This window comes from Rhizobium sp. LCM 4573, from assembly GCF_001854865.1.
GTDB lineage: Bacteria > Pseudomonadota > Alphaproteobacteria > Rhizobiales > Rhizobiaceae > Neorhizobium.
Map to the genome: position 1 here is coordinate 236,936 of NZ_MDDW01000004.1, position 25,534 is coordinate 262,469.

General features: G+C 60.6%; 15 protein-coding genes and 1 pseudogene. 5 read left to right on the top strand and 11 right to left on the bottom strand.

Annotation, left to right across the window (positions count from 1 at the left end):
- The first annotated feature begins 113 nt into the window (after positions 1-113).
- Positions 114-695, top strand: a complete 582-nt coding sequence (phaR, locus tag LCM4573_RS10180) for a polyhydroxyalkanoate synthesis repressor PhaR (protein ID WP_071006162.1) — start codon at positions 114-116, stop codon at positions 693-695.
- Positions 696-833: 138 nt separating this feature from the next.
- On the opposite strand, the gene rpmF is transcribed toward phaR, so the two are convergent.
- From rpmF to mtgA, 3 genes are all read right to left on the bottom strand, one after another.
- Positions 834-1,019 carry a 50S ribosomal protein L32 gene (gene rpmF, locus LCM4573_RS10185; RefSeq protein WP_012067326.1) on the bottom strand — a complete coding sequence of 62 codons (186 nt, stop codon included), beginning with the start codon at positions 1,017-1,019 and terminating at the stop codon, positions 834-836.
- Positions 1,020-1,166: 147 nt separating this feature from the next.
- Positions 1,167-1,814 (bottom strand): glutathione S-transferase family protein, encoded by a 648-nt coding sequence (locus LCM4573_RS10190; protein WP_071006163.1) that lies wholly within the window; start codon positions 1,812-1,814, stop codon positions 1,167-1,169.
- A 70-nt stretch (positions 1,815-1,884) separates the two neighbouring features.
- Positions 1,885-2,631 carry a monofunctional biosynthetic peptidoglycan transglycosylase gene (gene mtgA, locus LCM4573_RS10195; RefSeq protein ID WP_083347385.1) on the bottom strand — a complete coding sequence of 249 codons (747 nt, stop codon included), beginning with the start codon at positions 2,629-2,631 and terminating at the stop codon, positions 1,885-1,887.
- A gap of 135 nt (positions 2,632-2,766) precedes the next feature.
- Between mtgA and LCM4573_RS10200 the strand changes: the two genes are divergently transcribed.
- Both LCM4573_RS10200 and LCM4573_RS10205 read left to right on the top strand, forming a co-directional pair.
- Complete coding sequence (locus LCM4573_RS10200) at positions 2,767-3,681, top strand: polyprenyl synthetase family protein (protein ID WP_071006164.1); 915 nt, start codon at positions 2,767-2,769, stop codon at positions 3,679-3,681.
- A gap of 41 nt (positions 3,682-3,722) precedes the next feature.
- Positions 3,723-4,333 (top strand): annotated as a pseudogene (locus LCM4573_RS10205) (LysE family translocator).
- 32 nt (positions 4,334-4,365) lie between these two features.
- On the opposite strand, the gene LCM4573_RS10210 reads toward LCM4573_RS10205, so the two are convergent.
- The 6 genes from LCM4573_RS10210 to LCM4573_RS10235 form a co-directional block, all read right to left on the bottom strand.
- On the bottom strand, positions 4,366-5,025 hold the full coding sequence (locus LCM4573_RS10210; protein WP_071006165.1) for an OmpA family protein: 660 nt from the start codon (positions 5,023-5,025) through the stop codon (positions 4,366-4,368).
- Positions 5,026-5,101: 76 nt separating this feature from the next.
- Positions 5,102-6,352: a flavodoxin-dependent (E)-4-hydroxy-3-methylbut-2-enyl-diphosphate synthase gene (ispG, locus tag LCM4573_RS10215; RefSeq protein WP_071006166.1), complete on the bottom strand. Its 1,251-nt coding sequence runs from the start codon at positions 6,350-6,352 to the stop codon at positions 5,102-5,104.
- Positions 6,353-6,465: 113 nt separating this feature from the next.
- The gene (locus LCM4573_RS10220) at positions 6,466-7,659 is read right to left on the bottom strand and encodes an MFS transporter (protein WP_071006167.1); all 1,194 of its coding nucleotides are present in this window, start codon (positions 7,657-7,659) and stop codon (positions 6,466-6,468) included.
- Positions 7,656-8,465 (bottom strand): DeoR/GlpR family DNA-binding transcription regulator, encoded by an 810-nt coding sequence (locus LCM4573_RS10225; RefSeq protein WP_071006282.1) that lies wholly within the window; start codon positions 8,463-8,465, stop codon positions 7,656-7,658. The genes LCM4573_RS10220 and LCM4573_RS10225 overlap by 4 nt, the downstream gene beginning before the upstream one ends.
- Positions 8,466-8,579: 114 nt before the next feature.
- Complete coding sequence (gene pyc, locus LCM4573_RS10230; RefSeq protein ID WP_071006168.1) at positions 8,580-12,041, bottom strand: pyruvate carboxylase; 3,462 nt, start codon at positions 12,039-12,041, stop codon at positions 8,580-8,582.
- Between the two features lie 121 nt (positions 12,042-12,162).
- Positions 12,163-12,906: a LuxR family transcriptional regulator gene (locus LCM4573_RS10235; protein WP_071006169.1), complete on the bottom strand. Its 744-nt coding sequence runs from the start codon at positions 12,904-12,906 to the stop codon at positions 12,163-12,165.
- 417 nt (positions 12,907-13,323) lie between these two features.
- Between LCM4573_RS10235 and LCM4573_RS10240 the strand changes: the two genes are divergently transcribed.
- Positions 13,324-15,084, top strand: coding sequence for a glucan ABC transporter ATP-binding protein/ permease (locus LCM4573_RS10240; protein WP_071006170.1), 1,761 nt, complete (start codon positions 13,324-13,326; stop codon positions 15,082-15,084).
- 77 nt (positions 15,085-15,161) lie between these two features.
- On the opposite strand, the gene LCM4573_RS10245 is transcribed toward LCM4573_RS10240, so the two are convergent.
- Together LCM4573_RS10245 and LCM4573_RS28775 are read right to left on the bottom strand one after the other, a co-directional pair.
- Positions 15,162-23,669, bottom strand: a complete 8,508-nt coding sequence (locus LCM4573_RS10245) for a GH36-type glycosyl hydrolase domain-containing protein (protein WP_071006171.1) — start codon at positions 23,667-23,669, stop codon at positions 15,162-15,164.
- Positions 23,670-23,695: 26 nt separating this feature from the next.
- The gene (locus LCM4573_RS28775; protein WP_274534850.1) at positions 23,696-23,830 is read right to left on the bottom strand and encodes a hypothetical protein; all 135 of its coding nucleotides are present in this window, start codon (positions 23,828-23,830) and stop codon (positions 23,696-23,698) included.
- Positions 23,831-24,085: 255 nt separating this feature from the next.
- Here LCM4573_RS28775 and LCM4573_RS10250 point away from each other — a divergent pair, with 255 nt between their 5' ends.
- Positions 24,086-25,249, top strand: a complete 1,164-nt coding sequence (locus tag LCM4573_RS10250; RefSeq protein WP_071006172.1) for a M20 aminoacylase family protein — start codon at positions 24,086-24,088, stop codon at positions 25,247-25,249.
- Positions 25,250-25,534: the final 285 nt, after the last annotated feature.

Here is a 25,534-nt window from a genome sequence, read left to right on the forward strand (position 1 = left end):
ATGACATCGCGTTGCACAAAGAGATTGTCAGCCTGCGTCATTTGGGCTTACATTCCTTTTGGGAGAAGAAATACCAAACATAAAAACACACTGACGGGACGAGGAGGCAAACTATGGCGAAAACCGAAGGCGAAATCATAATCAAGAAATATGCCAACCGACGCCTTTATAATACCGGCACCAGCACGTATGTGACGCTGGAAGATCTCGCGAAAATGGTGAAGAAGGGTGAAGAATTCACCGTTCAGGATGCCAAGACGGGCGAAGATATTACCCATTCCGTGCTGACCCAGATTATTTTCGAGCAGGAATCGAAGACCGGAAACACGTTGCTGCCGATTTCCTTCCTGCGCCAGCTTATTTCCTATTACGGCGACCACATGCAGATGGTCGTGCCTACCTTCCTCGAGCATTCGATGAAGACCTTCGCCGACCAGCAGGCACAGATGCGCGAGCAGATGACGCGGGCCTTCGGTGAAACGCCGCTGACCAAGAACCTGCAGGTCCCGATGCAGATGATGGAAGAGCAGGTGCGCCGCAACACGGAACTGTTCCGACAGGCCGTACAGATGTTCTCTCCCTTCACGGCCCAGCCGCCGGCATCCACACCCAAAAAGGCGGAATCGAAAGACATCGATGAGCTGAAGGAACAGCTCCGCAACCTTCAGAATCGGCTCGACCGCCTGGGAAGCTGACGCGCCGACGTCTCCCTACCGCGATGCAATTCCTATCGACGACGCGAGGCACAGTCAGTGCCAGTGCCTGCCTGAATATCCAGAAACAAAAAAGGCCGGCAAAGCCGGCCCCTTCATGCAAATTTCTGCAAGAAAAGCTTATGCGCTTTCCTTCGGCGTCAGAACCTGGCGACCGCGATACATGCCAGTCTTGAGGTCGATGTGATGCGGACGGCGCAGTTCGCCGGAATTCTTGTCTTCGATATAGGTCGGGGCCTTGAGCGCATCAGCGGAGCGGCGCATACCGCGCTTCGACGGGCTCGTTTTTCTCTTCGGTACAGCCATTTCTGTTACTCCACTTCGTGCAAGACATGGTCCTCGGCCGGAATTGAGGCCGAACTCGCCACGTCTCGATTTCGGAAATTTGCCGGGCTTATACATGTCCGACGGGGCTTTGACCAGTCCCCGACCGGATTTTTTCGAGAATTCCGCTTATGCTTCGTCTTCCGGCACGATCCAGGTCTCGGCGAGCGCCGCCTGCTGCCATTTCTGCCAGCCCGGATGCGCCTTCACCGCCGCCATATAGTCTAGCGTATCACTGTCCGTCACCAGGTCATAGATCTCGAAACGGTTGACGACCGGCGCGAACATCGCGTCGGCCGCAGAAAACTGCCCGAACAGGAAAGGCCCGCCGGATTTATTCCTGCATTCGCGCCAGATCGTCTCGATGCGGGCGACATCCTCCGCAACGCCCTCCGGCAGGGCGATTTTTCCCTTTGGCCGCCGCATGTTCATCGGGCAGGCGTTGCGGAGCGCCCGAAAGCCGGACAGCATCTCCATGGAGATCGACCGAGCAACGGCGCGATCTGCTGCCGCGCTTGGCCACAGACCCTTGTCGGGGAAAAGTTCCGCCACATACTCGATGATCGCGAGAGATTCCCACACACGCACCTCACCGTGATGCAGGACAGGCACGCGCCCCGTCGGCGAAATCTCCTTGAACTTCGGATTGCCGGCCGGGAAATCGAACGGGATGAGAACCTCCTCGAAGTCGATGCCGACCGCCGTCAGAGCGATCCAGGGACGGAAGGACCATGACGAATAGTTCTTGTTGCCGATATGGAGGATCAGCTTGTCCATTTGAATCCGGTTGAGCACTGTTGTCCCTATATCGGCCGCCCTTCCTCACGACCAATGAAATCGCGGAAACTCAATCATAAAGACATTTGATGTAGTCGCCGGAGCTGCGCGCGCGGCGATCCACCAAACCTGCAAGCCGCCGCATGCCGCGGCCGGGCTTGCCCGCCACGCGCTCGATGGGATTGGGAAGCGCAACGGCGAGAAGTGCGGCTTGCTGYCGGCTGAGCTGTGAAGCCGAAACACCAAAGTGATGCCTTGCCGCCGCCTCGGCACCGTAAATGCCGGGACCCCACTCCGCGACGTTGAGATAAATTTCCATCATTCGCCGTTTCGGCCAGACGAAGTCGGCCGCAATCGCAAGCGGCAGCTCCAGCACCTTGCGAAGGAAGGAGCGCCCGTTCCAAAGGAAAAGGTTCTTCGCCGTCTGCATGGATATGGTACTTGCGCCGCGCGTCGCACCACCCTTGATCGTCTGTTGGATTACGAGACGCATCTCCCCCCAGTCGACGCCGCCATGGGCACAGAATTGCCCGTCTTCCGACATCATCACGGCGCGCACAAGGTTCGGCGAGATGTCTTCGAAATCTGCCCACTGACGGTCATATCCGCGCAAGGCTGCAAGATCGGCCAGCATCAGCGTCGAGATCGGGTGAACAAACGGAACCCCGTAGACGAAGATCAAGAGATACGAAAAAAGCACGAGCGCAGCGGCGGCGAGCACGATCCGCCGCAGAAGCGACTGAAGGGGTCGCCTTCTGCCGACTCGCGCTATCAACGGCTCATCCTCTCCGACTGACTGTTCCGAGCTGACGTCCAATGATCCCCACTCTTCCTATCTTCTTGGAAGTTTCATAACCGCTGCGCAGAGGCAAGGCGAGTCCGTCGATGAAAACTTCCAGTGTACTGGTGAATCGCCGTTGCCAGCCAGTCACTGTCATGCCAAACAGCGGCCATGACGATGGGACGGACAGCATTCGAAAATCACTTGCGGGAGCGGGCGGCGGAGACAGAAGCTCTGCTTGGTCTGCTGCTTTCCGATCAGTGCCTTACCGGCGAGATCACCCGCCCGCCCCACCTGCTGGCCGCCATGCGCCACGGCGTGCTGAACGGCGGCAAACGGCTGCGGCCATTTCTGGTGGAAGAGAGTGCGGCGCTCTTCGACGGCGAGCCTGAAGCCGCGCGCCGCGTTGGGGCGGCCCTTGAATTCCTGCACTGCTATTCGCTGATCCATGACGATTTGCCGGCCATGGACGATGACGACCTGCGCCGCGGGCAGCCGACTGTCCATAAGGCTTTCGACGAAGCGACCGCAATTCTCGCCGGTGACGGCCTGCTCACCTATGCCTTCGATGTGGTCGCCGCCCCGGAAACCGAACTTCCCGATCGGCGCAAGGCGGAATTGGTTCTGGCGCTTGCGCGCGCCGCCGGCATTGGCGGCATGGCGGGTGGTCAGGCGCTCGATCTTGCGGCGGAAAAATCACCGCCCGACGAGACCGGCATCACCACGTTGCAGGCCATGAAGACCGGTGCGCTCCTGCGCTTCGCCTGCGAGGCCGGCGCCATCCTGGCCGGAGCGGGAGAGAGCGATCGCGAGCGCCTCAATCTTTTCGGCCAAAAGATAGGACTTGCCTTCCAGCTCGCCGACGATCTTCTCGATATCACCGCCGATGCCGCCACTCTCGGCAAGGCCACAGGCAAGGACGCGGGACGCGGCAAGGRCACCCTAGTTGCCTTGCATGGAATTGCCTGGGCCGAGGAACGGCTCGCCACGCTGACCATTGAGGCCGTGGATCTTCTTGCGCCTTATGGAAAAAAAGCTGAAATACTTCAGGAAGCGGCCCGCTTTATCGCCAGCCGCGAACACTGAGGAGCGGTTCAATACCCGAGATTTTCAGTTCCCTGCCGCAGATGTGGCCGGCCTATGTCGCCTATCTGATTGCCGTGGCGAGCCCCGGCCCCGCGGTCTTCGCCATCATCGGCACCTCAATCGCGCAGGGCCGCCGCGCCGGCCTGATCACCGCTTTCGGCATCAGCGGCGGATCGCTGACCTGGGCCACTGCAGCCGCGCTCGGGCTTGCAGCCGTGCTGCGGCACTATGCGATCGCGCTTGAAATCATGAAGATCCTCGGTGAGCTTTATCTGCTCTATCTTGCCTGGAAAGCCTTCAAATCGGCACATCTGCCCGACGCTCAGGCAGCAATCGGCGACACGACGACGAACCTCGGTGCCCGGCAGCTTTGGCTGAGAGGATATGCCATACACGTGACGAACCCAAGGCGATCTTCGCCTGGCTCGCCATCATCTCGCTTGGTCTGCCGGAAAATGCACCGGCCCCMGCGATCCTGCTGATCATCGGTATCTGCATGATTTCCGGTCTGATGATCTTCACGGGCTATGCCGTGTTGTTTTCGACACCAAGAGCCCTGCGCAGCTACCGGGCCGCGCGGCGCTGGATCGAAGGCGCGATGGCGCTGTTCTATGGCGCCGCCGGCTTGAAGCTCCTGGCGAGCCGGGTTTAGCCGGCCCGCTTCTGGAGCGGTTCAGGTTAACCTCAACCTTGCGTGATCGGCGCGATCGTCACCTCGACGCGCCGGTTCTGCGCACGGCCATCCGGCGTCGCGTTGGATGCAACCGGCTGCGACGGGCCGAAGCCCATTGTGGACATGCGACGCTGATCCACTCCACGGCCTGCAAGATAATTCGCGACCGATGCGGCGCGGCGTTCCGAAAGCGCCTGATTATGCGCGAGACTGCCGGTGGAGTCCGTATGGCCGTTCACGTCTATATAGGTCTTGCCGAATTTATTGAGCACGATCGCAACGGAATCGAGCGTGGCGTAGAATGGCGGGATCACCTGATCCTGATCGGTGGCGAAGGTGATGTTGGATGGCATATTCAGAATGATGCGATCACCAGCACGGGTCACCGAAACGCCGGTTCCCTGAAGCTGCGCGCGAAGCTCCGCTTCCTGGCTATCCATGTAGTTGCCGATCGCACCACCGGCGAGGCCACCGATCGCTGCACCGATGAGCGCATTGCGGCCCTTGTTGCCGCCGCCGACCACAAGCCCGCCGAGCGCGCCGAGACCCGCGCCGATCGCCGCACCGCCTGCGGTATTGGAGACCTTCTGCTCGCCCGTATAGGGGTCGGTGGTGGTGCAGGAGGAAAGATAGGTCGCGCAAAGCGCAACGATTGCGACTTTCTTGATCATTCGAATCGATATCCCCGTCGTCTGTGGCCACACTTCATTTATCATGAAATGCGGCGATAGCGAGGAGAACTCGAGCCTATTCGGCCGCCGTCCGTTGACCGAAGCGCTGTTCAATATATTCGACCACGAGCTTTTCAAAATCCGCCGCAATATTAGGGCCGCGCAGCGTCATGGCCTTCTTGCCATCGATGAAGACCGGAGCCGCCGGCGTTTCTCCGGTTCCGGGAAGGGAAATGCCAATATCGGCGTGCTTGCTTTCACCCGGTCCGTTGACGATACAGCCCATCACCGCAACATTCAGCGCCTCGACACCCGGATATTTCTCGCGCCAGACCGGCATATTCTTGCGGATGTCGTCCTGGATGCGTTGGGCGAGTTCCTGGAAAACGGTGGAGGTCGTCCGGCCGCAGCCGGGACATGCGGCAACGACCGGAATGAACTGCCGGAAGCCCATGACCTGAAGGATTTCTTGGGCTACCTGCACCTCGCGGGTGCGATCGCCGTTCGGCTCCGGCGTCAGCGAAACACGGATCGTATCACCGATACCTTGCTGCAGCACATAACCCATGGCCGCGGATGAGGCGACAATGCCCTTCGACCCCATGCCCGCTTCAGTGAGGCCCAGATGCAGGGCATGGTTGGAACGCTCGGCAAGCATCGAATAGCAGGCGATCAGGTCCTGCACCTGACTGACCTTGGCCGACAGAATGATGCGGTTACGCGGCAGACCGATGCTTTCAGCAAGCTCCGCCGAGATCAATGCGGACTGGACGATCGCCTCATGCATGACCTGCCGGGCGGAAAGCGGAGAGCCAGCTTCCGCATTGCGATCCATCAAGGTCGTCAGCAAATCCTGATCGAGCGATCCCCAGTTGACGCCGATGCGCACCGGCTTGTCGTAGCGGATCGCCATCTCGATGATGTCGCCGAACTGCTTGTCCTTCTTGTCCTTGAAGCCGACATTGCCCGGATTGATGCGATACTTGGCGAGCGCCTCGGCGCAGGCCGGATGATCGGCCAAGAGCTTGTGGCCGATATAATGGAAATCGCCGACAAGCGGCACGTCCATGCCCAGCCGCAGCAGGCGTTCGCGGATCTTCGGCACGGCAGCCGCGCTCTCGTCGCGGTCGACCGTGATGCGGACAATCTCGGAACCGGCTTTGTAAAGCGCGGCGACCTGGGCGACCRTCGCGTCGATATCCGCTGTATCCGTATTGGTCATCGATTGGACGACGACGGGCGCACCGCCGCCGACGATCACGCCGCCGACATCGACGGCAACGGTGGCACGACGCGGTTTCGGATCGTAGTCGAGCGGTGAGGACATCTGGCTTCTCGTCACCTTGTAAATCTGAGTGCCTTTTCAGGTGGAGGATGACTTGCAGCTTGTCAACCACTCACCTGAGGCACTTTTACGGCATGACCGGCCAAGCCGCCTCATCAGTGATGCGCCCCGTCCGCATGCCGCGCCAACCGCGATACGGCCAGCACGACCACGAGGAAGCCGGAAAGCGCCAGGAAGATCGACGCAAGCCCGGTATGTTCGGCGACGAAACCGATAACAGATGGTGCAAGCAGGATACCGGAATAGCCCATGGTCGTGACGACGGAAAGCCCGACACCCGCCGCCATGCCCGGCAGGTTGCCGGCGGCGGAAAAAACGATCGGCACCATGTTGGAAATACCGATACCGGCCAGCGCGAAGCCTGCAATGGCAACCGCCGAATTCGGCGCAAGCCCGATGATCGCAAGCCCGGCAATGGCGATCGTGCCGCAGATCCTGAGCGTCATCACAGCGCCCAGCCGGTCGCGGATGAGATCGCCTGCAAAGCGCATGGTCGCCATGGTGAGCGAGAATCCGGCAAAGGCGAAGCCGGACAGCGCCACCGAAGCGCCGAGTTCGTTGCGCATGTAAAGCGCGCCCCAGTCGAGGATAGCGCCTTCCGGGATCATGCAGAACAGCGCGACAACACCGATCAGCCAGGGTAGCGGCGTGCGCGGCAAGCGGCTGTGCGTCCCGTCCTTGTGCTCGTCGGGATGCGGCGCGTCATGCAGCACGATTTTCCAGCTGGCGGCGATCATCAGTCCGGCGAAGAGCGTGACGACAACGGCATGTGCAAAAACGCCGATCGACTGGATGAGAAAGCCGCCGGTCGACGCGCCGACAAGCCCGCCAAGGCTCCAGAACGCATGGCAGGACGACATGATTGCCCGGCGCATATGCTTTTCGGTCGCCACCGCATTCGCATTCATCGCCACGTCCATCGCACCGATCAGCCCGCCGAACAGGAGGATGGCAATCGCACCGCTCCAGATCTCACCGGTCAGCGAAAGCAGCAGAAGCATCGGTGTCAGAAGCACCGCGACGAACTTCGACACCGTGCTGGAACCGAAGCGGGCGATCTGGCTGCCGGCGATCGGCATCATGATGATGGAGCCGACGCCAAAGACCAGGATCATCAGCCCCAGTTCCTTTTCGCTGAGTCCGAGACGCGATGCGAATTCCGGTATCTTCGGCGCCCATGCGCCGATCATGAACCCGTTCATCAGGAACAACAGCGCCACACCTGCGCGTTCCCTGGTCAGATAGGACCCGAGCGGGCGCACCGCCTTTTCGACATCCGACTGGCTCATGGAGTGTTTCCTCTTGTTGGTTTCTTGTCGTTGATTGTGCCGGAGGCGCAGCGATGTACCTCGACACCCTGCCGGACCAGTTGCTCAACCACTGCCGCATCCGCATCAGCTTCCACTACCAGCGACAGCGGTGCGGCGAGATCGTGCACATGAAAGGCCGCCCGAAGCCCGAGCTTGTCCGAAGTGATCGCCGCGAGACTACGTTTGCTGGCGGTACTTGCCAGCCGCTTGAAGGCGGCGTCCTCGAAAACGTCAGCCGCCAGTCCTTCGTCCAGCGTCAGGCCGCATGCGCCGAGGATACAGAGGTCGGGGCGTATCGTCTCCAGTTGCCGGATGGCCGTCGCATCGATCGCCGCCCCCACGGCAGGATCGACCTTCCCGCCGATCATCACGAGTTCGATGCCGGCCCGGCCGGCAAGCTCGGCGGCGATGGCCGGCGTGTTGGTGATTGCCGTCAGCCGTAACGCTTCGGGAAGATTGCGAGCGATGGCCAGATTGGTCGATCCTGCATCCAAGAAGACGGCGCTGCCCTCGGCGAGCAAGCCCGCCGCCTTCCGCCCCAGCATCGCCTTGCGGTCTGGCTCGTCGGCGATACGAGTTCGAAGCGGCACAGTCTGCCCGGCGGGCAGAAGCGCGCCACCATAGACGCGCTCGCACTCGCCCCGCGCCGCCATCTCGCGCAGGTCGCGCCGAACCGTATCTTCCGACACGTCGAAAGTCTGCGCCAGTTCATGGGCAGAAACGCGTCCCTTGGCGCGCAGCTGCGCCAATATCTCCGACTGTCTTTCGCTGACAAAATGATCCATGCGCAACAACATGCACAATTCGGCACAAACATGCAATAACCGGCGCTCGTTATTTCAGTCCAACGAAAAAGGCGGCCCTTTAGGCCGCCTGGATCTGTGGAGTGAAGGCGTTGTTCAGCCGCCGTAGACGATCAGCAGATCCTTTGCATCGATCTGGTCGCCGGCCTTGACCAGCACTTCGGCGACGATGCCGTCCTTTTCAGCATGGAGCGCCGTTTCCATCTTCATCGCCTCGATGGAGAGCAGTACATCACCGGCCTTGACGGCCTGACCGGATGAAACAACAACCGTCGATACGACGCCCGGCATCGGTGCGCCAAGATGGGCGGCATTCCCGCTTTCCGCCTTGCGACGCACGGCTCCACCTGAAGCACCGTGCGCCCTGTCCGGCACCTTGATGCGGCGGGGCTGGCCATTGAGCTCGAAGRACACCGTCACCATGCCTTGCGCGTCGGTCTGGCTCATCGCCTGATTGACGATGACGAGTGTCTTGCCCTTCTCGATATCGGCGAACAGCTCCTCGCCATCGGCAAGCCCGTAGAAATAGGCGTGTGTCGGAAGCACGGAGACCGGGCCATAGGTTTCCGCTGCCTGCGCGAAATCTGTGAATACCTTCGGGTACATCAGGTAGGATGCGAACTCGAAGTCATCGATCTTGCGCCCGAGCTTCTCCTCGATCGTCTTTCTTTCCTGATTGAGATCGGCATCGGCAAGCAACGAGCCAGGCACAGCCGTGTAAGGCTCCTCGCCCTTGAGCGCCTTCTTCTGCAAGGCCGCCGGCCATCCACCCGGAGGCTGGCCGAGATCGCCCTTCAACATCGAGACGACCGATTCCGGGAAAGCGATGTCCTTCTCCGGGTTCTCGACGTCGGCCACCGTCAGGTCCTGGGAAACCATCATAAGCGCCATGTCGCCGACCACTTTGGAAGACGGCGTCACCTTGACGATGTCACCGAACATCTGGTTGGCGTCGGCATAAGCCTGCGCCACCTTATGCCAGCGGGTTTCGAGGCCGAGCGAGCGGGCYTGCTCCTTGAGATTGGTGAACTGCCCACCCGGCATTTCGTGCAGATAGACCTCCGAGGCCGGCCCCTTGAGATCGCTTTCGAAGGCGGCATATTGAGCTCGCACCGCCTCCCAGTAGAAGGAGATGCGGCGAATCCATTCCGGATCGAGGCCCGGATCACGCTCTGAACCGGCGAGCGCCTCGACGATCGAGCCGAGGCAAGGCTGCGAGGTATTGCCGGAAAGGGCATCCATCGCCGAATCGACTGCATCGACGCCGGCATCGACTGCGGCCAGCACCGTCGCCGCCGAGATGCCGGACGTATCATGAGTGTGGAAATGGATCGGCAAGCTGGTCGCCTCTCGCAGCGCCTTGAACAGCACCTTGGCCGCCGCCGGCTTCAGGAGGCCGGCCATATCCTTGAGGGCGATGATATGCGCGCCCGCCTTTTCCAGCTCTTGCGCCAGCGCAACGTAATATTTGAGGTCGTATTTCGGTCGGGCGGAATTCAGGATATCGCCGGTGTAGCAGATCGCCGCCTCGCAAAGCCTGTTCTCTTCCTGGATCGCATCCATCGAAACGCGCATGTTCTCGACCCAGTTCAAGCAATCGAAAACGCGGAAGAGATCGATCCCGCCTGCAGCCGCCTGGCGAACGAAGTATTTGACGACATTGTCGGGATAGTTCTTGTACCCGACGCCGTTGGCGCCGCGGAGCAGCATCTGCAGGAGCAGGTTCGGCGCACCCTCGCGAATAAGAGCGAGCCGCTCCCACGGATCTTCGGTCAGGAAACGCATCGACACGTCGAAGGTCGCCCCACCCCAGCATTCCAGCGAGAAGAGGTTGGGCAGCGCGCGGGCATAGACGCCCGCGATGCGCGCGATGTCATACGTGCGCATGCGCGTGGCGAGCAGCGATTGGTGCCCGTCGCGCATGGTCGTATCGGTCACCAGAACGCGCTTCTCGCCCCGCATCCATTCGGCGAATTTCTTCGGCCCAAGCGCCTCGAGCTTCTGTTTCGTGCCGTCGGGGATCGGTCCGTTGATATAGGGCAGCACCGGCTTGGCGGCCTGAGCCGATGGCTTCGGGCGCCCCTTGGTTTCCGGATGACCATTCACCGTAACGTCGGCGACATAGGTGAGCAGCTTGGTGGCGCGATCCTGGCGCTTCACCTGCTCGAACAGTTCCGGCGTCGTGTCGATGAACCGCGTCGTATAGGAATTGTCGCGGAACTTCGGGTGGCCGATGATCGCCTCAAGGAAGGTAAGATTGGTTGCTACGCCACGGATGCGGAATTCGCGCAACGCCCTGTCCATGCGGCTGATCGCCTCCTGCGGCGTGCCGCCGGAGGCCGTTACCTTCACCAACAACGGATCGTAATAGCGGGTGATGATCGCACCCGTGTAGGCAGTTCCGCCATCGAGGCGGATGCCGAAACCGGCGGCCGAGCGATAGGCTGTGATCCGGCCGTAATCCGGAATGAAATTGTGCTCCGGGTCCTCCGTGGTAATGCGGCACTGGAGCGCATGGCCGTTGAGACGGATATTCTTCTGGGCCGGCACGCCGGATTCCTGCGTGCCGATCGCAGCTCCTTCGAGGATGTGGATCTGCGCCTTCACGATATCGATGCCGGTAACCACCTCGGTCACCGTGTGCTCCACCTGGATGCGCGGATTGACTTCGATGAAGTAGAACTTGCCGGTATCGGCATCCATCAGATATTCGACGGTGCCGGCGCCGATGTAGTTCGTCGCCTTGGCGATCTTCAGCGAGTAGTTCGCCAGTTCCTGCCGCTGAGCATCCGTAAGATAAGGCGCGGGTGCCCGCTCGACGACCTTCTGGTTACGCCGCTGGATAGAACAGTCGCGCTCGAAGAGGTGCACGATATTACCGTGGGTATCGCCCAGAATCTGGCTCTCCACATGGCGGGCCCTTTCCACGAGCTTCTCCAGATAGACCTCGTCCTTGCCGAAGGCCGCCTTGGCTTCCCGCTTGGCTTCCGTCACCTCGCGAGCCAGATCGGTTTGCGAGCGGATGACGCGCATGCCGCGCCCACCACCGCCCCAGGAGGCCTTCAACATGACCGGATAGCCGATCTCGGCTGCCATCCTGGCAACTTCCGCCATGTCGTCCGGCAGCGGCTCGGTTGCCGGAACGACCGGCACATCGACGGAGATCGCAAGGTTGCGGGCAGCCACCTTGTTTCCGAGCTGGCGCATAGTCTCTGCGGTCGGACCGATGAAGATGATCCCGGCCTCGTTGCACGCCTCCACGAACTCGGGACTTTCCGACAGGAGCCCGTAGCCGGGATGAATGGCATCGACGCCGGACAGCTTGGCGACCCGGATGATTTCGGGAATGGAAAGATAGCTTTCGATCGGCCCGAGATCGCGCTGGAGATGCGGGCCGCGACCGATCTGGTAGCTCTCATCGGCCTTGAAGCGATGCAGCGAGAGCTTGTCTTCCTCCGCCCAGATTGCGACCGTTTTTATGCCCAGCTCATTGGCTGCGCGGAAAACCCGGATCGCGATTTCAGAACGGTTGGCGACAAGAATCTTCGAAATCGGCAAAGCGGTCCTCCTCAAAACCCCAGCAGAATGCTGCACTGCGAAGAACCAATAGCGCCTTAACTGCCGAAGTTCAATTTCTCCTAAAACATCTTCTCAAATTAATGTGAACTCGCCCAGTCCTTCAAGCGACGAGACCATGTCGGAACGCGAAGGCAACCAGATGCTGCCTGTTTCGAGCGTTGAGCTTGTCCTGCAGGCCGTTGATGTACCAGTCCACGGTATGATTGGAGATGCTCAGCGTCCGTGCGATGTCGTGCGAGGTCATCCCGTCCGCCAAAAGGCCGATCACCTCCATCTCACGGCGGGTAAGAGGCGCACCGAGAGCCGTTGCCTTTTCGAGTTTCTTCGCCTCGCCCGCAAACTCCATGAGACGCCAGAAGACCTTTTTCGCCGCCGTTTCGAACAATGCCATTTCGGCAGGCGACAAGTCGACGGAACGGCTGCTGCTGATCATCATGCTGCCGAGCAAGCCGCCGCGGCCATGAACGGGAAATGTATAGCCGTCATTGAGCCCGTGGCGACCGCTATCCTGCATCATGCGCTGCGCGCGCGGCCATAGCGGATCGTTTCTCAACATCGCGGAAGCCTCGCGCCATCGGAAGGATCTATGGGCGATTCCCATTATTCGTATGGCTGGATCGATGAGGATATATTTTTTGGCAATATAGTTTTCCCGCCAGCCTGCCGGCCAGTGCCCTGCCAGCATCATCTTCATCGGGTTCTCRTGAGATTTAGGCTGCGTCAGAACGCCATAATATTCAAATCCATAGGTCTTCAATAGGGATTCGAGCAGCGTTACGAGATCGCTCTTTGTCTTAGTCTCGCCTACCAATACCAAAAGTTGGACGATGGATTGAATACTCAAGCTTGCCCCCGAAATCCTGCATTATGCCTTACGTCCTGTTCTCGCTCTGAGATAAAAATATCTTAATCGCGTAACCCATAGTTGATCGGCTTGGTTAGCAAATTACTGAAAAGGGATAGCAAAATCTTGCTATGGCGAGTCAAAAATCGTGTCTGTTGAAACCTACCTTGAGCTGCAAGGGGTGAAACATTCATGCAGAAGCCTATTATTTCCTGCATCCGTCGCGAAAATGTCGTTGCGGATCGCCTGCGTATTCATGTTCGCCGTTGAAATGATGGAATAAATTCGCACGCAATCTTTTTTCGTAACTTTCAGGGTCGGTTCATTTCAACGGGAGTATGAGCACCTAACGCAGTATTGTCGCCGCATGTTCCTACGACGGAAAGCGGCGGATGTCATGAAAGAGGGTTACACCAGTTGTCACTACTCCAGGTATATTCCCGAGCTCTGAAATATCTCGCAGCGAATCGCTTCAGGGTTTCGCTGGTCGTCATCGCCAACATCGTGCTCGCGGCGATCACCATCATAGAGCCGATTCTTTTCGGCCGAATCATCGATGCGATCTCTTCCGGAGGCAGCGTCGCTTCCGTTCTGATGCTCTGGGCGGGCTTCGGCGTCTTCAACACGATTGCCTATGTTCTCGTCGCTCGCGAGGCCGACCGCCTCGCCCACGGCAGGCGCGCCTCCCTGCTGACGGAAGCCTTCGGACGCATCATCTCGATGCCGCTTGCCTGGCATCATCAGCGCGGCACCTCCAACGCCCTTCATACCCTGTTGAGGGCTGCAGAAACCCTGTTCGGGTTGTGGCTCGAATTCATGCGAACGCATTTGGCAACCGCCGTTGCCCTGCTTTTACTGATCCCGACGGCGATCTCCATGGATTGGCGGCTCAGCATCGTTCTGATGGTTCTCAGCGTGCTCTATTGGATCATCGGCAAGACCGTGATGAACCGCACCAAGGAAGGGCAGGCCTCGGTCGAAAGCCATTATCACAACGTCTTTTCGCATGTTAGCGATTCGATCAGCAACGTGTCGGTGCTGCATAGCTATAACCGTATCGAAGCCGAGACCAAGGCCCTCAAGGACTACACCAAGGATCTGCTGGCCGCCCAGTATCCGGTTCTCGACTGGTGGGCGCTCGCAAGTGCGCTGAACCGCACCGCCTCGACCGTCTCCATGGGCGTGATCCTGGTTATCGGCACTATCCTCGTGCAACGCGGCGAAATTCGCGTCGGCGACGTAGTGGCGTTCATTGGTTTCGCCAATCTCCTGATCGGGCGTCTGGATCTCTTGCGCCAATTCGCGACCCAGATCTTCGAGGCACGCGCCAAGCTCGAGGATTTCTTCCGTCTGGAGGATTCCGTGCAGGAACGCGAGGAACCTGCCGGCGCCGGAGAGATGGGAGCCGTCCGCGGTGAGGTGGAGTTCCGCGACGTTTCCTTCGAGTTCGGCAATTCGACACAAGGCCTGCACGACATCTCCTTCATCGCCAAGGCCGGCGAGACGGTAGCCATCGTCGGCCCAACCGGCGCGGGGAAGACGACACTCGTCAACCTCCTCCAGAGGGTCTACGATCCGCAGAAGGGCAAGATCTTCATAGATGGCGTCGACACCAGCACGGTCACCCGCAAGTCGCTGCGCTCTTCCATCGCGACCGTTTTCCAGGATGCCGGACTGCTCAACCGCTCGATCAGCGACAACATAAGACTCGGTCGGGAAGGAGCTACCGAAGAGGAAATCGCCGCCGCCGCCGAAGCAGCCGCCGCCGCCGAATTCATCGAAAGCCGCCTTAATGGCTACGAAACACCGGTGGGAGAACGCGGCAACCGACTGTCGGGCGGCGAGCGCCAGCGCATCGCGATCGCACGCGCAATTCTCAAGAATGCACCTATACTGGTGCTGGACGAAGCCACCAGTGCACTCGACGTAGAGACCGAGGCGCGGGTGAAGGCCGCTATCGACCGGCTGCGCAGAAACCGCACCACTTTCATCATCGCGCATCGGCTCTCCACCGTACGCGATGCCGACAAGGTGATCTTCCTCGATCAGGGCCGCATCCTCGAGATGGGCTCCTTCGAAGAACTCAGTCACAGCGGAGGCCGCTTCACGTCCCTGCTCAGGACGAGCGGCATCCTCACCGATGACGAGGCAAAGCGGGGCGAACCCGAACCCGCCTGACTTCATGACCTATACCAAAAAGCAAAAAGCCCGCCTCCGAATGAACGGAGGCGGGCTTTCTTTTGACCTGACCTGCGTTAGCCGGAGACCGGCTGCGCCTGCCGCTTTGACTTTCCGGTTCCGAGGGCAAAGCCCTCGTCTTCCTTCACCGCCTTGCCGTTAATGGTAACGACGAGATCACCCTTCTTTCTTTCGACAGCAATCTTGTAGCTCTTGCCGTCGAGAACCAGCTCGGCGGAATAGCGGTCCCAATCGGAAGGGAGAGCCGGCCGCACGAAGAGGCGGTCGCCCTGGCGGCGGATGCCAAGAATGCCTTCCACAGCTGCGCGATAGAGCCAGCCAGCGGAACCCGTGTACCAGCTCCACCCGCCGCGCCCGGCGTAATCGCCCGCGCCGTAGACGTCCGCGGCAACCACATAGGGTTCCACCCGGTACTTCTCGGCGGCATCGCGATCGAGTGCATGGTTAACGGGGTTCAGGATCTGGAAGCACTTCCAGGCATCGTCGCCTCGCCTAAGCGCCGCAAGCGCCAGAACGACCCAGATCGCCGCGTGGGTGTATTGCCCACCGTTTTCACGAACGCCCGGCGGGTAGGCCTTGATGTAGCCCGGATCCTGCGTGCTATCGGCAAAGGGCGGCGTGAAGAGCCGGATGATGCCGGTTTCCGGATCGACGAGCTTCTCCAGCACCGCGTCCATGGCCTGCTTTGCGCGCTCGGGATCGCCCTCGCCCGAAAGCACACTCCAGGACTGAGCGAGTGAGTCGATGCGGCATTCCTCGCTTTGGCTGGAGCCCAGCGGGGAACCGTCGTCGAAATAACCGCGTCGATAGTAATCGCCGTCCCAGCCGGCCGTTTCCAGCGCCTGCTTCAGAGACGCCAGATGACTTTTCCATGCCTCCGCGCGGGTCGCATCGCCACGTTCCTCGGCATAGCCGATGAAGTCGCGCAGCGCACTCGCAAGGAACCAGCCGAGCCAGACGCTTGACCCTCTTCCGCCGATGCCGACCCGGTTCATTCCATCGTTCCAGTCGCCGCCGAGGATCAGCGGCAGACCGTGTTCTCCAGTTCGTGCGATCGCCAGATCGAGGCCGCGGGCCGCGTGCTCGTAAAGGCTTTCCGCATCCGCGGACTGATCAGGCTTGAAGAAGGAATCGTGCTGGTTCTTGGCGAGCTGCGGCCCCAAAAGGAAGGGAAGCTGCTCGTCAAGAAGCGTCTTGTCCCCCGTGGCGGCGACGTATTGATGGACCGCATAGGCGAGCCATACGACATCGTCGGAGATCATCGTTCGCACGCCGGCGCCGGTCTGCGGCAGCCACCAGTGCTGCACGTCACCTTCGGAGAATTGCCGCCCGGCGGCGTTGACGATCTGCCGCCGCGCAAGTGACGGTTCGTGGACGAGGAATGCCAGCGTATCCTGCAGCTGGTCACGGAAGCCGTAAGCGCCGCTCGCCTGGTAGAATGCCGACCGCGCCATGATGCGGCAACCAAGTGCCTGGTAGGGCAGCCAATGATTGACCATATGGTTGAGCCCACCGTCCGGCGTCTCGATCTTCAGGCGACCCGTGAAGCGCTTCCAGAAATCCCGGTTACCGGCGACAATCCGATCCGGGTCGTCGTAGCGAAGCTGTGCCACCAGCGCCTTGGCTTCCTCGCGGGTTTCCGCATCACCCAGGAAGATGTTGAGCAGCTTTTCCTCGCCTGGCCCGAGTTCGACATCGAAGGCAAGCGCCGCGCAGGGGTCACCGTCGATCTCGAAGGTTCCGGCAAGCGGCGCGGCGGCAGCAACCGCAGCTGGCCGATCGATGCTGCCGAACCTTCCGACGAACTCGCGCCGGCTGGTCGTAACGCTCGACGGCACCTCGCTCGCCGAGAGAAAAGCGAAACGGCGGAAATCGATGCTGAACGGGTTGGTGGCGACGAGTGCACCCGTTTCCTCGTCGCGACTCGTCAGGATGAAGGGCAGCGAGCGCTGGGGATTATTGCCCAGCAGCCATTCCGCATAGGCATAAATCCTGAGGCTGCGCGGCTTGGCACCGATATTCTTGACCAGCATCGAGGAAAGCTTGACCGGCCTTTCCCTGTCGACTGTCTGGGTCAGCTCGACCGTGAAACCGTTGTCCTCGGTCGAAAAGTTCGAATAGCCAAGCCCGTGGCGGGTCTCGAAACGGGCGGACGGACGGCGAGACAGCGACGCGAACGGCGTGACGATATCACCGCCCTCGCGATCGACGATGTAGAAGCCTTCACCTGGCCGGTTGATGACCGGATCATTGGTCCAGGGCGTGAGCTGATAGTCACGCGAGTTTCGGGACCATGTGAAGCCCGCACCCTCCGCAGAGACATGGAAGCCGAAGCTCTCATTCGAGATCACGTTGATCCACGGTTGCGGCGTCGATTGGCCTCCGGCAAGACGAACCACATATTCGCTGCCGTCTTCGGCAAACCCGCCGAAGCCGTTCCAGAACTGAAGGTCACCTGCATCCTGCACCGCTTCGCCGGCAATGAAATTCTCGCCGGTGAGCAATGGACGCCGGTCGAGTTCCTGCGTGCGCGGGGYGGCAAACAGGGTGATGGCGCGATTGAGTTGATCGACGATCTTGCCGTTCTTGGCGTGAAGCACGACGCGAGAGGCCGCGAAGAGACCGTTCGCATCCTCTTCGGTCATCAGGTCGCGGCGTAGCGCGAAGACATGCTGGGCACCTTCCTGCTGGCTTGTGCGGCGGGCATTGTCGGATACCCCCTCGATCGCGTGCTGCATGTCCTGGGCATAGGAGGTCGCCCGCTCGTTGAAGACGACGAGATCAGCGGTGACACCGCGCGAGCGCAGGTACTCGTAGGCGCTTACCGCCTCGCGGGCCACCGGCATATCCGTGTCGTCGTTGATGCGCAGCGTGAAGATCGGATAATCGCCGGAGACACTCTGCGGCCAGAGTGCCGACTGCGGCTGCATGCCGGATTCGATCGTCGCCTGGTCCGCCCGCAAATGCATGTCCGGATAGATGAGATAGCGCGCGAGATGCTGGAATGCGGCGGCCTGCTGCGAATTGATTCCGAGATGGCGCATCTGCACCTGCGTGCGGGTCCAGGACTGGACCAGCTCATGGGCAAAGGCATCCGGATGGCGGTAGCGCTCGATCGCCTGGTCGAGCTCCTCACGCTTCGGCGCGGCAATTGTCCAGAAGATCACACTGACCTTTTTGCCTGCCGGCACCCGAACGACGCGACGGAGCGACAGGACCGGATCGAGCGTGAAACCGTCCGTACCGGAAAGCGTCGCGCCGGCATCGAAGGCTGCAGCCTCGGCAAGCGTGCGACCGCGGCCAAGGAATTTCCGCCGGTCGGTCTCGAACTCGGTCGGCCGAGCGGAGCCGGCATTGTCCGAGGCAAGATGCGCGACGATCATATCCGGATCGCTGGGATTGCGCTTGTTGCGCCATGCCCGGATCACATCGCCGCGCTTGCCTATTTCGGTGCGGACGAACATGCGCGAGAACAACGGATGTGCGCTGTCGTCGTTATCACTGGCGAGGACCGGCTCCATATAGGACGTCACTTCGATGAAGCGGTCTTCCGCGCCCATGTTGAACAGCGTGACCCTGCGGCCTTCCGCGTCGTGCTCGGTCGCCACAATGCATTCGACGACACTCGTGAGGTCGCCGACAGTCTTGTGGAATTCGGCCTTGTCGTCGCCGAAGACGGTCTTTGCCTTCTCGCCCTCAGCTCGCCGGGGCTCGGTGGTAGTCGACCACCACTCGCCGCTTGCGGTATCGCGCAGGAAGATGAATTGGCCCCATCGGTCTTCCGTCGGGTCCGGCTTCCAGCGCGCGACCGAAAGGCCGTTCCAGCGCGAATAGCCAKAACCAGCAGCCGTGAGCATGAGCGAATAGTGGCCGTTCGAGAGCAGCACCAGCTCGCGCTCGCTGAGCGCCGGATCGGCGATCGTCCGGATTTCCGAGCGAAGAAGCTCCGCCTGTCCCTTGCCGGGCGTTTCCTCGTGCTTGGCGCTCATCACCGGAATGTCGCGCGGTGCCTTTTCCTGCAGCAGCAGTTCGGCGGCCTCGATCACCGGATCGGAGTGGAAGAGCTCACGCAGGATGCCGTTGAGAACTACGTTGGCGACCGCCGCGATCGACATGCCGTGGTGGTGCGCATAATAGTTATAGACCACGGCGCAGCGTGCACCGGTGGGCACGCGCGTCGGCGTGAAATCCACGGCGTCGTGGAAGCCATAGGCGCCGAGAGCGCCGAGCGAGCGCAGCTCCTCGAGGTTTTCGAGCGCCGCCAGCGGATCATACTGGCTGGCAAGGATCGAGGCATAGGGTGCGATCACCGCGTTTTGCCCGAGGCCGCGCTTCAGGCCGAGCGTCGGCACGCCGAAGTTCGTGTATTGGTAGTTGAACAAATGGTCGCGCGCATTGAAGGCCGCTTCGGAAATGCCCCAGGGCGTACCGAGACGCTTGCCGTGAGCGATCTGCTCCTTCACCACCAGATTGTTGGTCTGGTTCAGGATGCCGCCCTGCCGCTCCTGCATGACGAGCGGCGGCATGAGGTACTCGAACATCGAGCCGGACCAGGAGACGAGCGCGCCCCGCGCACCGACCGGCACCACCTGGCGACCAAGACGGTACCAGTGCTCGTTCGGAAGATCGCCCTTGGCGATGCCGAACAGGCTCGTCAGACGGCACTCGGAAGCGAGCAGGTCGTAGCAGGCCTCGTCGAGTTCGTTGGTCTCGACCCGGTAGCCGATCGAAAGCAGCCGGCGATCCTTCCGGAACAGGAAGGAAAAATCCATTGAGAAGGCAAGATCGCGTGCGCGGTCACGCAGAGCGGCCAGTCGCTCCCGCAGCGGTTCGATATTGGAGTGATCGAAGACACTGTCGGCGATATGCGCCTCGCAGACATTGACCAGCGAGGAGGTCCAGCGCGTCACCTCGTCGCTCTGGGACGACTTCACCTCATGGTGCAGGTTGGTCGCAAGCTTCTGGATGTCGCGGGCCAGCACGGCCAGGTTAATGATGCGGATGGAGGCGAACTCGTGCTCTCGCTTGACGGCTGCAAGAGCGTTGCTGAACCCAACAATACGCTCCTCCAGCCGGCGGCGCAGCGGCCGCACGGTCTTGCGGTCGTCCGGCAGGGCCTTGAGCGTTTCAGCAAGAATGCCGGCAACGTCGCCGATGCCGTCGAGGCTACCCTGAAGATGCGCCGAGGGCGCCTCGGCCCAGATGCGGCAAGCGGAGGAAACGGCGATCAGATGGCCCGCCAGATTGCCGCTGTCGACGGCCGAGACGTAGCGCGGTCCGAGCGTCTGCAGACTATCGGTATGGTACCAGTTGAAGAGATGGCCACGATACTTCTCCATCCGGTCGACGGTCGCGATGGTCCGCTCCAGCCTCTCGATGGTATCGGTAAAGTTCACCCAGCCGAAATTGCGCGCCGAGATGACGGAAAGCAGGTAGACGCCAATATTCGTCGGAGAGGTGCGCTTGGCGAGAATAGGCTCAGGACGCTCCTGGAAGTTGTCGGGCGGCAGGAAATTCTGCTCCTCCGTTACGAATGCTTCGTAATAGCGCCAGGTGCGGCGAGCGATCTTGCGCAACTCCACGGAGACCGGCTCGGGAACGAAGAGGCGGTCTTCCGTCTCGGCCGACTGGCTGACATACCAGGCCACCAGCGGTGATAGAATCCAGAGTATGGCGAATGGAATGCCCACCAGGAAAGCGTTATCGCCGGGAATTGCGGACAGGATGATGCTGAGCACCRCAATGGCCGGCGCATGCCACATGGAGCGGTAGTAGTCCTGTGGACTGCCCTGGGCACTCGACTGGATGCTAGCCGCCGTGCGCCATTCCAGCATCAGCTTACGGCTGACGAAAAGGCGGTAGAGCGAGCGGGCGATTGCATCGGTCATGATGCAGGCGGTATCGGCAATGAAGACGATCCGCAGCGCGACTTGCGCGTTCGCCGAACGGATGTCCGACCAGACAGAATAGAAATGCGCTCGCGGAATGATATCGGTCGAGCGGGGGAAAATGCCGGTCACGAGTGAAAGCGTCGGCGCCACAAAGAGCGAGAAGATCAGCAGTATCTGCCAGACCAGCGCCCCAAGCGGGTCCATGAAGTACCAACCCAGCACGGAAGCGAAGAACCAAGCGATCGGGGTCAGCGAGCGGCGCAGGTTATCGATCATCTTCCAGCGGCCGAGCGCGGTGACGCCGTGCTTGGTATCGAGGATATAGGGCAGGAGCTGCCAGTCGCCGCGCGCCCAACGATGTTGACGGGAGACCTCGACCTCATAGCGTGTCGGAAAGTCCTCGACCAGTTCCACATCGGTCACCAGGGCGCAACGCGCAAAGGAACCTTCGAGAAGATCGTGGCTGAGCACCGAATTTTCGTCGATGCGGCCCTTCAGCGAAGCTTCGAAGGCATCGACATGATAGAGCCCCTTGCCGGTGAAGCTGCCTTCTCCGGTCAAGTCCTGATAGACGTCGGAGACGGTGAAGACGTAAGGATCGAGACCCCGTCCGACGGAATAGACGCGCTGGAAGACCGAAGCATCCTTGCCGGTCGTCAGCGACGGCGTCACACGAGGCTGGAGAATGCCGTAGCCATGAGTTACGCGGTTCGTCTTCGGATCGAGGACTGGACGATTGATCGGGTGGTGCAGCTTGCCGACGAGCTTTGTCACCGCATCCCGCATCAGCCGCGTATCGGCATCGAGCGTCATCACGTATTGCACGTTTTCCGGAACGATATTGGCACCTGGCAGATAGCTGGTATCCCGGTCACCGCGCAGCAGCAGGTTCAACTCGTGCAGCTTGCCGCGCTTGCGCTCCCAGCCCATCCACACGCCCTCGTTCGGGTTGAAGAGTCGGCGGCGGTGAAGGAGGTGGAAACGCGTCTTTCCGTCATGCGCGTAGCGTGCGTTCAGTGTCGCGATCTCGCGCTTGGCATAGTCGAGAATCTCGAGGTCGGCGGYACTTTCCTCGACATTGCTGTCGCRCCAGTCGCTGAGGAGCGCAAAGGAAATCTCCCCGCGCGGATTGGCGAGATAATGGACTTCCAGATTGCGGATCAACTCGTCGACACTGTCGCGATTGGTAATCAGGCACGGCACGACGAGAAGCGTCTTCGCATCCTCGGGTATGCCTTCCTTGAACTCGTATCCCACCAGCCTCGTCGGCCGCACGAAATAGGTGACGAGAGTGTTGAAGAGGCCGGTCGCGCCTTCGGAGGCAGGCAAAGCGAACATCAGCATGAAGAAGGAGATGACCGGCCAGGACATATCCGCCTGCACCATGAACCAGCCGACGATCGCCATGGCCAGCACGGTCAGCAGGATCACCGGTCCCGCAATCGCGAACCAGTTCAGGCGCCGGACGAGCCGGAGGGTCTGCTGCAATATCGCCGGCGGATAGCCGACCCTCGCCTCCAGTTTCCGCCGATGGCGGCCAACGATGAAAGCGCCGATATTGGTCTCGCGGGGATCGGCATTGCCGTTCGCGGCCGCTTCTTCCGCAAGTGCGACTGCGGCGAGCGCCACCTCGGTCTCGCTCTTGCGCGAGCGTCGCGCGACCTTTTCGATACGGTTGCGATAGGCATTGCGCGAGCCGAAATCGAGCGCCTCGTAATCGGTGTGCTCGCGGAAGATCTTGTCGACCTTGGAAACTTCCTCGAACCAGACGCTCCATTCGGTATCGTCGATCTCGCGCAGGCTCTTGATGATGTTGCCCATCGTCACATTACCGGACGAGAGCCGGTTCTGCTCGGCGAGCATCACCTCTTCGATATCCGTGCCGGCGCGCTCCAGGCGCTCTTCGATCCAGGCGACGGCGAAACCGGACGTCTGCGCGGCATTGCGCAAGCGGTAGAAGAACTGCGCGATGAAGGTATTGTCGTCCGCAAACGCTTCGGCGCGCTTCAGCACATCGAGGCTCGCCGTCTCGTCGTTGAGACGGATGATCTCGTCCGCGACCTCATTGGCCTTGCCGCGCATGTTCCGCGAGCGCTCGACCCGGGTCGCGATACGCCGCAGGTTTTCGATCAGAACGAAGCGGATGAAGGACGGCAGCGCCCACAATTCACCGATTTCCAGCGATTCCCTGACCTGAAAGCCATCGACCATGGCTTCAAGCGCGTCGGTCGATACTGTGCTGTGGGTGTGGGCGACATAAAGCCAGGCGAGCGCCARCACGCGCGGTATTTCATTGCCGCCGATCGGCATGCGCGGCAGCTGTCCATAGAACCGCCGCGGGAAGTCCCGCCTTACTTCCTGGATGGCCTCCTCGACGATGTAGTGATTGTCGAGCAGCCATTCCGCCGCAGGAGTTATGGTTGCGCCGGCATCCACGTCAGCCGCTGTCGCGCGATAGACGCGAAGGATTTCCTTTTCGTTCTCCCGATGCCGCTGGAAGAAATCGAAAGGACCGAAACCCGGCAAGCTGCGCGCTCCGTCGCGGCTAAGTTCTTCCCCGCACGCCCGCAGCTCCTCCGTATTGAAATAGGTCGAGCGGATCGAATCATTGTGGTCGATCTGCTTGGCTTCGTTCTCGCGTTGGGAACCGGTCGGCGTGGTATGAAGGGACATGGATACGACTTTTCGGTGAGAACTGGTTAGCTGTCGGCCTTGCCTGGATCGGCTGCCCGGTAGGTGCCGCGCATCACGTCATTGATGAGGGCCGACCGGATGCACATCCGCGGAGGAAAGAAATAGAGGGCGGCAACGATATTGCAAACGATTGAACGCAACTACTGCCTGCTTCTTTACGGATTCTCGCATCACTTGCATCTATCTCCGCGAGCCTGAATAAAGCCTGAACGAAACCAGCGRCTCGAGCGAGAGGATTATTCGCGCCTTCCGCATGTCGTCTCGTTTTTCGACGACTCATGGGCAATCCGCAGCAAGCCACTTATTGGCGGCTTATTTTGGCGGAAGTGACCTTACCGCCGCGGGTTCGCGCTGCTATTCATGGCCCTCCTGACATGAACCATTGGTGTTGCGCGATGACGATCCAGTTTTCGAACTACATGGCAGAGGTGGTCGCCACGCGGCGCTACCTTCACCAGCATCCCGAACTCGGGCTTTCGGAGTTCAATACGTCCGATTTCATTGCCAAGCGGCTCACCGAACTCGGTTACGAGGTTACCCGCGGTCTCGGCAAGACCGGCGTCGTCGCCACGCTTAGGAACGGCAGCAGCATACGCTCTGTCGGGATTCGAGCCGATATCGACGCCCTGCCTATCCGAGAGGAGACCGGGGCGGAGTATGCCAGCAAGAACGAGGGCCTGATGCATGCCTGCGGCCATGACGGACACACGGCCATGTTACTTGGCGCGGCGAAGATCATAGCCGAGCGCCGCAATTTCGATGGCACCATCCACCTCATCTTCCAGCCGGCGGAAGAGAATTTCGGCGGCGCCAAATTGATGATCGAGGACGGACTATTTAAGCGCTTTCCCTGCGACGCCGTCTTCGGCCTCCACAACGATCCTGGGCTTCCCTTCGGTCAGATCTTCGTCAAGGACGGTCCTATCATGGCGGCCGTTGATGAATGYCGGCTCATCATCAACGGTCGCGGCGGCCATGGAGCCGAACCGCAGGACACGGCCGATCCGATCGTTGCGGGAGCGAGCATCATCATGGCACTCCAGACCGTAGTCTCTCGCAACATTCATCCGCTCGATCCGAGCGTCGTCACCGTTGGTGCCTTCAATGCGGGGATTGCCAGCAATGTCATTCCGGAGCGGGCGGAAATGGTGATGAGCATCCGCTCCTTCGACCCTGCCGTTCGCGACAAGCTGGAGGAGCGCATCCGCACCATCGCCGAAGGTCAAGCCGCAAGCTACGGCATGACTGTCGCTATCGAATACAACCGTGGCTATGAGGCGACCGTAAACCATAAGGCCGAGACGGATTTCGTCCGGGATCTCGCCAGACGCGTGGTGGGCGAGGAGAACCTGGGAGAGATCCCCCGCCCGATGATGGGCAGCGAGGATTTCGCCTATATGCTGGCCGAGCGGCCGGGTTCCTATTTCTTCCTGGGGACACGGCGGACGGAGAATGATCCGCCGCTTCACCACCCGCGTTTCGATTTCAACGACGACGCCCTGCCGATTGGCACCGCCTTCTGGGTAGAATTGGCGGAAGCCTATCTGCCGGTAGAATAACCCATTGAAAATAAAACGCCTCCCGCACCTGTATGCGCGGGAGGCGTTCGGGTCGGAGCCCTATTCGTTCCTCATGATCCAGGGAGGATCAGACGGATCACGGGAACAAGCCGAGCGTCACGGCACCTACGAAAAGGAAAGCCGCGGTAACGAGCGCGGCATGCACGGCCACCTGCCATCGGTGAGCGGAATGAGCACCTCGGACCGGCATCGACCGCGTATGAACACTGTGCCTGAACTGCCGCATCTGATCTCTCCGAGCCTTTGCGCTGCAACGAGCGTGAC